At 67.4% G+C, this 12,290-nt stretch carries 11 protein-coding genes; 4 read left to right on the top strand and 7 right to left on the bottom strand.

The window, feature by feature from the left end:
* Window positions 1-76: 76 nt before the first annotated feature.
* The gene (gene tpx, locus C1706_RS00795) at window positions 77-574 is read left to right on the top strand and encodes a thiol peroxidase (RefSeq protein WP_129457307.1); all 498 of its coding nucleotides are present in this window, start codon (window positions 77-79) and stop codon (window positions 572-574) included.
* 67 nt (window positions 575-641) lie between these two features.
* The gene (locus C1706_RS00790; RefSeq protein WP_129457306.1) at window positions 642-1,727 is read left to right on the top strand and encodes a hypothetical protein; all 1,086 of its coding nucleotides are present in this window, start codon (window positions 642-644) and stop codon (window positions 1,725-1,727) included.
* Here C1706_RS00790 and C1706_RS00785 read toward each other — a convergent pair.
* From C1706_RS00785 to C1706_RS00775, 3 genes are read right to left on the bottom strand one after another with little or no spacing between them, the layout of a single operon-like run.
* On the bottom strand, window positions 1,650-2,591 hold the full coding sequence (locus tag C1706_RS00785) for an N-acetylmuramoyl-L-alanine amidase (RefSeq protein ID WP_241653389.1): 942 nt from the start codon (window positions 2,589-2,591) through the stop codon (window positions 1,650-1,652). The two genes, C1706_RS00790 and C1706_RS00785, sit on opposite strands and share 78 nt — an antisense overlap.
* Window positions 2,592-2,593: 2 nt before the next feature.
* Complete coding sequence (locus C1706_RS00780; RefSeq protein ID WP_129457304.1) at window positions 2,594-3,133, bottom strand: hypothetical protein; 540 nt, start codon at window positions 3,131-3,133, stop codon at window positions 2,594-2,596.
* 9 nt (window positions 3,134-3,142) lie between these two features.
* Window positions 3,143-4,228, bottom strand: a complete 1,086-nt coding sequence (locus C1706_RS00775) for a branched-chain amino acid aminotransferase (protein WP_129457303.1) — start codon at window positions 4,226-4,228, stop codon at window positions 3,143-3,145.
* Window positions 4,229-4,352: 124 nt separating this feature from the next.
* On the opposite strand from C1706_RS00775, the gene C1706_RS00770 reads away from it, so the two are divergent.
* Window positions 4,353-5,426, top strand: coding sequence for a 3-isopropylmalate dehydrogenase (locus tag C1706_RS00770; protein WP_129457302.1), 1,074 nt, complete (start codon window positions 4,353-4,355; stop codon window positions 5,424-5,426).
* A gap of 19 nt (window positions 5,427-5,445) precedes the next feature.
* On the opposite strand, the gene C1706_RS00765 is transcribed toward C1706_RS00770, so the two are convergent.
* Window positions 5,446-7,842 (bottom strand): HAD-IC family P-type ATPase, encoded by a 2,397-nt coding sequence (locus tag C1706_RS00765; RefSeq protein WP_129457301.1) that lies wholly within the window; start codon window positions 7,840-7,842, stop codon window positions 5,446-5,448.
* Between the two features lie 168 nt (window positions 7,843-8,010).
* Between C1706_RS00765 and C1706_RS14760 the strand changes: the two genes are divergently transcribed.
* On the top strand, window positions 8,011-8,724 hold the full coding sequence (locus C1706_RS14760; RefSeq protein ID WP_129457300.1) for a LysM peptidoglycan-binding domain-containing protein: 714 nt from the start codon (window positions 8,011-8,013) through the stop codon (window positions 8,722-8,724).
* A gap of 137 nt (window positions 8,725-8,861) precedes the next feature.
* On the opposite strand, the gene ilvC is transcribed toward C1706_RS14760, so the two are convergent.
* The 3 genes from ilvC to C1706_RS00745 all read right to left on the bottom strand — a co-directional run bounded on the left by ilvC (window position 8,862) and on the right by C1706_RS00745 (window position 12,258).
* Window positions 8,862-9,890 (bottom strand): ketol-acid reductoisomerase, encoded by a 1,029-nt coding sequence (gene ilvC / locus C1706_RS00755; RefSeq protein WP_129457299.1) that lies wholly within the window; start codon window positions 9,888-9,890, stop codon window positions 8,862-8,864.
* Between the two features lie 92 nt (window positions 9,891-9,982).
* A complete protein-coding gene (ilvN, locus tag C1706_RS00750) occupies window positions 9,983-10,516 on the bottom strand; it encodes an acetolactate synthase small subunit (RefSeq protein WP_129457298.1) in 534 nt (177 codons plus the stop codon).
* Complete coding sequence (locus tag C1706_RS00745; RefSeq protein WP_129457297.1) at window positions 10,513-12,258, bottom strand: acetolactate synthase large subunit; 1,746 nt, start codon at window positions 12,256-12,258, stop codon at window positions 10,513-10,515. Before C1706_RS00745 ends, ilvN begins: the two co-directional genes overlap by 4 nt.
* Window positions 12,259-12,290: the final 32 nt, after the last annotated feature.

Here is a 12,290-nt window from a genome sequence, read left to right as displayed (position 1 = left end):
GTTCCCGACTGCAGCCACGCCCCGGTGACAGGTCGAGCATCGACCCGATTGGGACCGGCGTGCTAGAAACGGGGGCATGGCTGAGACTGCATTCAAGGGAACTCCCGTCCACACCGTGGGCGATCTGCCGACCGTCGGTCAGCAGGCACCTGACTTCACCCTCACGGGCGCCGATCTCGGTGACATCGCGCTGAGCGATCTCACCGGCAAGCGCGTCGTCTTGAACATCTTCCCCAGCGTCGACACCGGCGTGTGCGCCACCAGCGTGCGCCGCTTTAACGAACTGGCCGCCTCCCTCGAGAACACCGCAGTGGTCTGCGTGTCCGCCGATCTCCCGTTTGCGCTGGGTCGGTTCTGCGGCGCCGAGGGCATCGAGAACGTCGCCACCGGTTCCACCTTCCGGTCCTCGTTCCCCCAGGCCTACGGCACCTTGATGACCGACGGCCCCCTCGCCGGTCTCAATGCGCGCTCCGTGGTCGTGGTAGGCGCCGACGGCGCGGTGCTCTACACCGAAGTCGTGCCTGAGATCACGACCGAACCTGACTACGACGCTGCCGTAGCGGCACTGGCCTGAGACCCTCGCGCTCCCTTCGCCAAGCGGCGCGCCACTATGCTGACGATGACGAAGGGAGCGCCCAGCCATGCCCGACCTCGCTGATCGGATCAGCCGTGCCGCGGTGACGGCTTTGGATCTCGCGCCGTTCGACGAGAGGTTCGCCGCCCTCTCCCGCCAGGTTCTCACCGGGGGTGCGTCGCGGTTCACCAAGGTGATCGACGAACGCCAAGCCATCTCCTACATCATCCCTGTCGGTGTCGCCGGGGAGCGCATCGACTACGGGGCATTGGTCCTCCAGCCCGAAGCCGCTGGCCTCGTGTGGCGCGACGCCTCGGGGACAGACCAGCACGCCACCGTGTCCGTCACCCCGGGTACACCTGCGACCTACAGCACCGTGCAGTTGGGCGGGGAATCCTGGGTGCGGTTCAGCATCGGGCTGGCCTCGCGGCTGACGTTCCTGGTCCCCCCAGTGCGCAGTCAAGCCTTGCTGCCCACCTTGGTGCACCACTTCCAGGCCACCCCTGGCCCGGCGCCGGCGACGGTGCTGCGTGAGCCACCCCTGACCACGGAGGAAGCCACCTCCACCATCGTGCTTCCCCTCCACGCCCTTCCGACGGCGCCCGCCTTGGCGGCGCCAGATCCCGTCGAGGAGACAGGCCCGATCCCGCGGCTGCCAGAGCGGGTCCACGTCCCCGACCCGCCGGTCGAGGAGACGAACCAGGCCCCGCTTTCTCCCCAACCCGCTGCCCTCGACCTGGGCGCCACGCAGCCCTTCGCCGCGCCAGACGTCGATCATGAGCCGACTCGGTCGCTCCCGTCCTCGCCGCATGACGCAACGTCACCCTTCGACGCGACCCAGGCGCTCCCGCTGCCCCGCGAGGAGGAGTCGGTTGCACCCTGGGGTGCAGCCGCCCCGTTTGCCCTCTTCCGGGAACCGGCGGCCACGCCGGAGCGCACGCAAGTTCTGCCGGACGTGCCGCCCTACCCCCACTCTCTTGGCGGTCAGGACGCCTGGGCGCCCGTCCCCGGGCCCAGCCCCACACCCGTGGTGGCCGCCGTGTCCGCTCCCCCTGCGCCGAGCGGTTCGTCGACGTTACGCGCGTTTGTGATCGGCCTGTTTGCGACCATCGTTGTCGGCAGTATCGTCTTGGCCTTCATTCTCCTCGGCTGACGCGCCACCGATGCGCTGGGCGAGGGCTACGCCCAACGCTCCCGTGATCGTCATGGCCACCCCGATCCCTCGGAGCGGAAGGTCCGCGTCCGGGGACGCCTGGGTTGGCGTGCTGGGCTCCGGTGTCGAGGCTGAGCTGGGCAGTGGTGAGGCGCTGTCGGCAGGTGGCTCCTCGGGAGTTGCTGGGGGGCCAGCCAGCCGACGCTGAACATCGGGAAGCAGGCGGGTGGCCACAAGCGGGTACAGGGCGTCCCCGGGGCAGGCTGTGAGCGACATGTCGCGATGCCCGGCGATCGGTGCCGTGGTCACTGTCGCCCCGGCGGGCCAGCGATTCGACCCGCGCGAAACGAAGCTGACGGTCTCGTTCATGGCGAGCCCATCCCTGTTCGCCAACCAGGTCAGCAGGCTGGTCATCGCCTCCAGTGCGAGGTTCGTCGGAGCCTCGTGCGTGAAGTCCCCGACGAAGCACACCAACTCGGCGAAGCCTTGCGAACCACCGGTCGCGTCACCACGCACTGGCCCCGCGATACTCCCGGCCCGCCCCTCCCAGATCGTTCCGTAAGGGTCGACGAAGAAGTTGTACGCGACATCGGCCCATCCCCGTTCGCGCCCGGTGTGAAAGGCGTAGATGCTGCGGAGTCTGCGTGTGATCGCCTCCGGTGCATCCGCAGGAGTCTGCGTGTGATGGACCAGCAGGAATCGGACGTCACGCTCGGGCTCCAGGGCCCGGGTCGGCGCCAACCCCTGGGCCCACGCTTCCCGGGGTTGGATGTCGGGTGCGCGAGGTGCGGCACTCGCCGTCGGGGCGGCCCACAAGCTCAGCGGGAGGAGCGCTCCCGCGGCCAGGAGGTCGCGCCGTCGCATCGTCACCGCGCGCCTTGGATCTCCCGCGGGTAGCAACGGGCACCACGCGGGATGCCCATACGGTCACAGACGGTGTAGGCGTCCGCCTGCGACCCCAGCCCTGTCACAGCGATGGCGAAGAAACCTGGATTCAGGCCTGCCAGACCGTTGGTGTCCACAGCCGACACGGTGAAGCCTGCCTTGCTGAGATCGGAGGCCCGCGCCACGGCCGCCTCTGGCGCCGTCCCTTGCTGCGGCAACGAATCCAGCACCGTCACCCAACTACGTGCGGGCAGTTCGCGAACAATGCCGGGAACGTCAGCGCTCGGGGTGGCTGACGGCGTGGCGCTGGGGGTCGCCGACGGTGACGCCGACCCCTTCGTGGACGAGGGACGCGGCGTCGCCGAGGGGGCAGAAGCGGACGGGGAGGGTGCCGGACGAGCCGAAGCTGGACCGCCCAATGCGAACCATGCCAGGCCGAGCACGAGCACGCCGGTCAGCACGCCTAAGGCGCCGCCCAGCCACGCATTGCCTCGCGGTTGCGGCGGTACGGAGTAGGTCACGCCACCAATCTAGACGACACGCTGCAGCCAGCCGTACTCATCAGGCGTGCGGCCGTACTGCACGTCGAGGACCGCGTTGCGGATCTGCAGCGTCGTGGCGAATCCCTGACCCTGCGGACGGTACTCGCCCTTGTCGGTCACGAACCCCGAGATCGGGCTGATCACGGCCGCCGTCCCACAGCAGAAGGCCTCGACGAACGTTCCGTCCGCGATCCCCGAGAAGACCTCAGACGCCGACAACCGGCGCTGCTCTGGCTTGAGACCCAGGGACTCACCCACGGTCAGGATCGAGTCGCGGGTGATGCCGTCCAGGATGGTGCCGGTCAGTGCGGGCGTCACGAGTTCGCCGTTGGCTCCGACGAGGAAGACGTTCATGCCGCCCAGCTCCTCGACGCGGTCCTTTTCGGACGCCTCGATGAACATCACCTGATTGCAGCCGTGCTCATAACCCTCGTACTGGGCGATCAGGCTTGCCGCGTAGTTCCCGCCGCACTTGGCCGCCCCGGTACCGCCGATGCCTGCCCGAGCCCACCGGTCGGTGACCCAGATGTCGACGCCCGTCACGCCTTGCGCGAAGTAGGGGCCCACCGGCGACGCGATGACGTAGAAGGTGACTTCCTCGGCGGCGCGCACTCCCAAGAATGCTTCGGAGGCGATCATGAACGGACGCAGGTAGAGGCTGTGCTCGCCGGCTGCCGGAGGCACGTAGCGCGCGTCGATGGAAACCAGTTCGCGCGCCGCGTCGACAAACAGATCCGTGGGCAGTTCCGGCAGCATGAGCCGGGCGGCCGACGTCTGGAACCGCCGTGCGTTGCGCTCGGGTCGAAACAGCCACACCGAGTCGTCTTCGTGACGGTAGGCCTTCATTCCCTCGAAGATCTCTTGGCCGTAGTGGAGGACCGCCGCGGACGGGTCCAAGGCGATCGGGCCATACGGCACGATCTTGGCTGAATGCCAGCCCTGCCCCTTCGTCCACGCGATCTGGGCCATGTGGTCGGTGAAGTAGCGGCCAAAGCCCGGATCCTTGACGAGCTCGGCCACCTCCGCATCGGTGCGGGGCGAGGGATTGGGCGAGATCTCGAACGTCACGGACATGTCCGACAGGGTATCGCGCACGGCGTTTCCCGGGGCGGGAAGACCACCCTGCGACCCACGCGATGACGGCCCGAGCAGCGAGACAGATTCGTCCACGGACACTCTCCCTCCCTAGGCTGACTCCATGACCGACACCGTTGCCGCACCGCGTCCCACCATCGCCGTGATCGGGGGCGACGGCATCGGGCCCGAGGTCGTTGCCGAGGGCGTGAAGGTGCTCAAGGCCGCTGCAGGGGCCGACGCCTTCGAATACGTCGCCTACGATCTGGGCGCCGAGCGCTGGCAGCGCACCGGTGAGGTTCTCCCCGACAGCGTGTTGGCAGAACTGGCTGGGGTCGACGCGATCATCCTCGGGGCGGTCGGCGCCGCTCCCGGCAGCACCGCCATCCCGTCAGGTCTGCTGGAGCGCGGCCTCCTGCTCAAGCTCCGCTTCGCCTTCGACCACTACGTCAACCTGCGTCCCTCCAAGCTGTACCCCGGTGTCGTGACTCCGCTGTCTGACGCGGTCGTCGCGCGCGGGCCGATCGACTTCACCGTCGTCCGCGAAGGCACCGAAGGCCTCTACGCGGGCGTGGGGGGTTCTTTGGCCCGCGGCACGTCCGCCGAGGTCGCCAACGAGGTCTCGGTCAACACGGCCCGCGGTGTCGAGCGTGTCGTGCGCGACGCCTTCGAGCGAGCCATGCGCCGTCGTAAGAAGGTCACGCTCGTGCACAAGCACAACGTCTTGGTCAACGCTGGCGGCCTGTGGAACCGGATCTTCACCGAGATCGCCGCGCAGTACCCCGACGTCACCACCGACTACCTGCATGTGGACGCCACCATGATCATGCTCGTCCAAGACCCGCAGCGCTTCGACGTCATCGTCACCGACAACCTGTTCGGCGACATCATCACCGATCTGGCTGCGGCCGTGACCGGCGGCATCGGGCTGGCAGCCTCGGCCAACATCAACCCGACGGGAGCCTTCCCCTCGATGTTCGAGCCGGTTCATGGTTCCGCCCCGGACATCGCAGGCCAGGGCATCGCCGACCCGACCGCCACGATCTCCTCCATGGCGCTGTTGCTGGATCACCTGGGCCGTCCGGCCGAAGCGGCCGCCATCGAGCGGGCCGTGGACGCCGACGTTGCTCAGCGTGGCACCGCCGCTCGCAGCACCTCCCAGATTGGGGATGCGATCGCGGCCCGCGTCGCGGGCTGACCCTCGCAGGGCACGCGGTTCACCCCTGCGCGGGTGAACCGCCCTCGGGCGTGGTGGCCGCGTCTCGGGGGGCCCACAAGCGCGCGGGCGCCCCGAACACCTTCGCCCTGATCCACCACGACGCCTCCACGAGGACGGCGGCCACCAGCCCCATCACCAGGCCGGTGCTCATCATGGCGCTGTTCGAGGTGTCCAGTTGGAACAGGTGCGCCGTCCAGGGCATGAGGAAGATCGCGACATAGGCGGCGTAGGCGGCCGCCACGAGCGCGATACGGCTCCACTGGTAGGGGCGCGCCACCACGGACAAAACCCAGGTCGCCCCGACGATCAAGCAGGCCAAGGTCGCGGTCGACACCTGGGTGGACTCTGGGGTGCCAAGGTGGTGTCCACCGCCGAGGATCAGGTAGGTCACAAACGTCGTGACCGCGACGATTCCTCCGGCAGGCAGCCCGATCCGCATCACGCGCTGGACGAATCCGGGTCGCGCACGCTCGTTGTTCGGCGCCAAGGACAGCAGGAACGCCGGAATGCCGATCGTGAACCATCCCGTGATGGTCACGTGGATCGGTAGGAACGGGAAGGGCACGCGCCACAGCACGACCAACAGGGCAAGGATCGCGGAGTAGACCGTCTTGGTGAGGAACAGGTTCGCCACGCGCTCGATGTTGCCCAGCACGCGGCGCCCCTCCCCCACGACGCTGGGCAAGGTGGCGAAGCGATCGTCCAACAAGACAATCTTGGCGACCGCTCGCGTCGCTGGTGCACCCGAGCCCATCGCCACGCCGAGATCGGCGTCCTTGAGCGCGAGCACATCGTTGACGCCGTCGCCCGTCATCGCGACGGTGTGTCCACGTTGTTGCAGCGCAATCACCATGGCGCGCTTTTGATCGGGGGTGACGCGACCAAACACGTTGTGGTCGGCCACGGCCTCACTGAGCTTCTCCGGGGTGTCCAGCGTGCGGGCGTCGACCGGATCGCCGGTGATGACCCCCAGCGCCGAGGTCACCGCGCCGACGGATCGGGCGTTGTCCCCGGAGATGACCTTGACGGTGACGTCCTGGTCGCGGAAGTACTCCAGCGTCGCGCGGGCATCGGGGCGCACGCGCTGTTCCAGCCCCACCAAGGCGACCGCCTCCACGCCACCCGGGGCGTTCTCGCCGGTCACCGTGTCGCTCTTTCCCAGCAGCAGGACGCGCAGGCCGCCGGAGGCAAGCTCCTCGGCTTGTGAGGCCACCGCCCCCGTGGCGAGGATGTCGGGGGCCCCCAAGACCCAGCTTCCCTGGCCCTCGAACTCGACGCCGGACCACTTCTTGGCCGAGGTGAAGGGCGCCCGCTGCGTCGGCGTCCACCGCTGGCTCGGTTCCCCGACGGCGTCCCCGATCGCCGTCAAGGAGGCGTTGGGGTGCGGATCGGCGGCCATGAGGTTGGCCAACACGTTGTGCACGGCAGGTTCGGGCGTCTCCGCCAGCGGGATGATCCGCTGGCATCGCATCCCCTGCTCGGTGAGGGTGCCCGTCTTGTCGGCACACACGACGTCGACGCGAGCGAGACCTTCAATCGCCGCGAGTTCTTGGACGAGCACCTTTTGGCGTCCCAGCCGGATCACGCCCAGCGCGAAGGCCATGGAGGTGATCAACACGAGGCCCTCGGGCACCATCGGAACGAGGGCTCCTGCCATGCCCAGCAGCGCGTCGTTCCAGGCGACACCCGGCAGGGTCAGCTGCACGACGATGGTGGCCAGCCCGACGGGGATGAGCAGCCACGTGATGAAGCGGAGGATCTTGTTGATGCCTGCCTGGAGTTCGGAATGCACCAACGTGAACTTGGATGCCTCGGCGGCCAGTTGGGCCGCGTAGGCGTCCGCCCCCACCTTCGTGGCCCGATAAAGCCCGGAGCCAGCCACCGTGAAGCTCCCCGACATGACGGAGTCGCCGACATGCTTGGCCTCGGGGTCGGCTTCGCCGGTCAGAAGGCTTTCGTCGACTTCGAGGTAGTCGGCGCTGATGATCTCTCCATCGACGACCACTTGATCGCCGGGGGCGAGTTCGATGATGTCGTCCAAGACGACCTGCTCGCGCGGGAGACGTTGCGCACCCTCGGCTCGGTGCACCAAGGGTTGCGCCTCACCGACAACGGCGAGCGAATCGAGCGTCTGTTTGGCTCTCAGCTCTTGGATGATGCCGATGGCCGAGTTGGCGATGATCAGGAGCCCGAACGCCGCATTGATCCACGAACCGGTGGTCAACACCACGACAAGCAGCACCGCGAGGATGGCGTTGATCCGGGTGAAGACGTTGTCACGAACGATCTGGCCAACCGTGCGTCCGCTGCGGGAGGGAAGGGTGTTGACCCGTCCATCGGCGACGCGCTGGGCCACCTCGGCAGCCGTCAATCCTGGGGTCTGAGTATCTGGCACGCAGGCAAGAATGCCAGACCGCTCCCAGCCTCTCTGGGGCTCACCCACACCACTCTCTGAGAGAATCCCGAGAAGTTGCTTTGGTTTTTCTCAGACTTTGGCTTAGGCTGGCGCTGCAACCTCCTCTAGACGGCCTCGGCCGGGGGGATACCGCTCGAAAGGAAAACCATGAACCACACTCCGAAGCGTCTGCTCGCGATCATGGCCACCTCGGCCGTCGCTGTTGGCGGATCCGTCGCTCTGGCGGCCCCGGCTCACGCGGACGTCTGGGACTCGGTCGCCCAGTGCGAGTCCGGCGGCAACTGGGCCATCAGCACGGGCAACGGCTACTCCGGTGGTCTCCAGTTCAGCGCTTCCACCTGGCGCGCCTACGGCGGCACGGCCTACGCGCCGAGCGCTGCGCAGGCAACCAAGGCCCAGCAGATCGCCGTGGCGAAGAAGGTGCTGGCAGGCCAGGGCGCCAACGCGTGGCCCGTGTGCTCCAAGAAGGCTGGCCTCTCCAAGGGCAATGGTGGGGCCTCCGACGGCACGGCCGACGTCGCTGCCCCGCAGCAGGCTCGCCCGGCCGCGGTCGTCTCGACCCCCAAGAAGGCGCCCGCCAAGGCAGCCACCACCAAGCCGGCTGCTGTCAAGGCCACCACTGCCAAGCCTGCCGCTAGCACGAAGCAGACCAAGGCGACCACCGCCAAGCGCGCCACGACGGTCAAGGCGACCGCCACCGCGGGCAAGCGGTTCATCACGGTCAAGGCCGGGAATACGCTCAGCGAACTCGCCGCCGCGAACGGCATCGACGGTGGCTGGCGCGCCCTGTGGAGCCTGAACCAGGACGAGGTCTCCAACCCGCACCTCATCTTCGTTGGCCAGCAGTTGGCCATCGGCTGATCGATCTTTCGCGATGGCGGGTGCCCTGTGGGTGCCCGCCATCGGTGCGTCTGCGCAGTGATGATCTGCCTCGCACCGACGATGAAGGGGGCCCGGACAACGTGTCCGGGCCCCCTTCATCACACCAGTTCGACGCCTCAGCGAGCGGCGGTGCCTTCGACGTAGTCGTCATCGTGGCTCTTGACCCACGCCATGAGCTTGCGCAGTTCGCGACCCGTGGCCTCGATCGGGTGCTTCTCGGCCTGCTGACGGAACGCCGTGAACTCGGGGGCGCCCGCGTCCTGGTCGTCGATGAAGCGCTTCGCGAACGCGCCCGACTGGATGTCGGACAAGACGCCCTTCATGTTCTCCTTCACCTGCGCGTCGATGACCCGCGGGCCCGACACGTAGTCACCGAACTCAGCGGTGTCGGAGATGCTCCAGCGCTGCTTCGCGATGCCGCCCTCGTACATGAGGTCGACGATCAGCTTCAGCTCGTGGAGGCACTCAAAGTAGGCGACCTCGGGCTGGTAACCAGCCTCGACGAGGGTCTCAAAACCGGCCTCGACGAGCGCGGAGACGCCACCGCACAAGACGGCCTGCTCGCCGAACAGGTCAGTCTCGGTCTCCTCGGTGAAGGTGGTCTTGATGCCACCGGCACGCAGGCCACCGATCGCCTTGGCGTAGGACAGGGCCAGCGGCCACGCGTTGCCCGTCTCGTCCTTCTCCACAGCGACGATCACCGGGACGCCACGACCCTCGACGTACTCGCGGCGGACCAGGTGGCCCGGCCCCTTGGGGGCAACCATCGCGACATCCACACCGGCGGGCGGCGTGACGTAGCCGAAGCGGATGTTGAAGCCGTGGGCGAAGAACAGAGCATCGCCGGGCTGGAGGTGAGGCTCGATCGATTCGGTGTAGATCGAGCGCTGGTGCTGATCAGGGGCCAAGACCATGATGAGGTCGGCCTCGGCGGACGCCTCGGCGACCGTCAGGACGCGGAAGCCCTCAGCCTCGGCCTTGGCGCGGCTCTTGGAGCCCTCCTTGAGCCCGATGCGGACGTCGACGCCGGAGTCGCGCAGGTTCATCGCGTGCGCGTGACCCTGGGAGCCGTAGCCGATGACGGCGACCTTGCGCCCCTGGATGATCGACAGGTCGGCGTTGTCGTCGTAGAACATCTCTGCCATAGCGGGAACTCTTCTTTCCATTGTTGATGGGTCTTCGTGCGGGTGGCTCACCACCCAGGATGAGGCGTCGGCTCGCACCGGCGCCTCGGGGGTCAGTAGGCGGACGGCTTGAGCCGCTCCCCCCGGGTCGAGCGATCGGTCAGCGACTTCGACCCGCGCGCCATGGCCACGAGGCCTGACTGCACCAGTTCTCGGACGCCGTAGGGATCCAGCATCTCCAAGAGAGCTTCGAGCTTCTCGGGGCTTCCGGTCGCCTCGATGACCATCGACTCGTTGTGCACGTCCACCGTCTTACCGCGGAACAACTGCACGATATCGATGATCTGGCTGCGCGCGACCGGGTCGGCCTTCATCTTGATCAAGATCATCTCCCGGCGCACCGCAGTGTCCTCGAGTTCGACGATCTTGATCACTTCGACGAGCTTGTTGAGTTGCTTGGTGATCTGTTCCAAGACGGCGGGCGCGCTGGCACCCACCTGGACGGTGATCCGGCTGAGTTCGGGACGCTCGGTGGGGCCGACCGCCAGCGACTCGATGTTGTAGCCGCGTCGGGCAAACAGCCCGGAGATGCGGGCGAGCACGCCGGGCTTGTTCTCGACCAGGACGCTCAGGGTATGGGTCTTCACAGGATCTCTTCCTCCCACTCGGGCGCCAGATCCCTGGCGATCAGGATGTCGTCGTTGCTGGTGCCTGCGGGCACCATCGGCCAGACCATGGCGTCCTTATGGACGAGGAACTCCACCACGACGGGGCGATCGTTGATCTCCATCGCCTTCTTGATGACCTCATCCACTTCCTCGACGGTCTCCGCGCGCAGCCCGACAGCCCCCATCGCCTCGGCGAGCATCGGAAAGTCGGGAACCCGACGACTCTTCAGGTCAGTGTTGGAGTAGCGCGCGTCATAGAAGAGGGTCTGCCACTGGCGGACCATGCCGAGGCTCTCGTTGTTGATCACGGCGATCTTGATCGGGATGTTGTTCAGCGTGCAGGTGACCAGTTCCTGATTGGTCATCTGGAAGCACCCATCGCCGTCGATCCCCCACACCGTCTGCCCCGGAACGCCCACCTGGGCGCCCATGGCCGCAGGCACGCAGTAACCCATCGTCCCGGCGCCACCGCTGTTGAGCCAGCGCCCCGGCTTTTCGAAGGGCAGCATGTGCGCGGCCCACATCTGATGCTGGCCCACCCCCGCGACGTAGTAGGCGTCCCCGGCCAGTTGCCCGAGGCGCTGGATCACGTACTGAGGGCTCAGTTCGCCGTCCTTGGTGGGCTCCGGATGCGGCGCGTAGCGCTCTTTGAGGCCTTGCAGGTAGCTCACCCAGGGTGCGCGATCGGCCATGTCTTCGCCTCGTAGCACCCCGTTGAGGGCCCCGATCACGAGCTTGACGTCGCCCACGATCGGGACGTCCGCGTTGCGGTTCTTGCCGATCTCAGCCGGATCGATGTCGGCGTGGATGATCGTCGCTTCGGGCGCGAAGCTGTCGAGGCGTCCGGTCACGCGGTCATCGAACCGTGCACCCAGGGTGATCAGCAGGTCGGCTCGCTGCATCGCTGCCACCGCCGAGACTGTGCCGTGCATGCCCGGCATGCCCATGTGCAACGGGTCGCTGTCGGGGAAGGCGCCGCGCGCCATCAAGGTGGTGACCACGGGAATCCCGGTGATCTTCACCAACTCGGCCAGTTCGTCATAGGCCTGCGCCTTGACGACGCCGCCCCCCACGTACAGCACGGGACGGCGCGCCTCACGAATGAGCCGTGCGGCCTCGCGGATCTGCCGCGCGTGCGGGCGCACCGTGGGCTTGTAGCCGGGCAGGTCAATCTCGGCGGGCCACACGAACGGTGCGCTGGAGGCGAGTGCGTCCTTGGAGATGTCCACCAGGACTGGCCCGGGGCGCCCCGTGGCGGCAATGTGGAAGGCGGCCTTGACGGCCCCCGGGATGCCCGAGGGGTCGGTGACCAAGAAGGAGTGCTTGGTGATCGGGAAGGTGATTCCGCGAATGTCGGCTTCCTGGAAGGCGTCTGTGCCGATGGCGGCAGAAGCCACCTGCCCGGTGATAGCTACGATCGGGACCGAGTCAAGGTAGGCGTCGGCGATCCCGGTCACGAGGTTGGTCGCCCCGGGGCCCGAGGTGGCCATGCACACGCCCACCCGCCCCGTGGTCATCGCGTAGCCTTCGGCCGCGTGGGCGGCACCCTGCTCGTGACGCACCAGGATGTGCTGAATCAGCTCGCTTTGGCCCAGGGGATCGTAGGCCGGGAGGATCGCGCCACCCGGAATGCCGAACACGACCTCGACCCCGAGCCTCTCCAACGATTCGACCAGCGCTTGGGCGCCGGTCAGGATCTTGGGCTGCTGCTCTTGCGTCATCGTGATCATCCCTCCGATCGGTTCGGTGTGCT

The sequence above is a fragment of the Propioniciclava flava genome (assembly GCF_004126535.1).
In the GTDB taxonomy this organism is placed as follows: Bacteria; Actinomycetota; Actinomycetes; order Propionibacteriales; family Propionibacteriaceae; genus Propioniciclava; species Propioniciclava flava.
The sequence above is the reverse complement of the archived record's forward strand: the minus strand, read 5'-3'. Positions and strand labels throughout refer to the sequence as shown.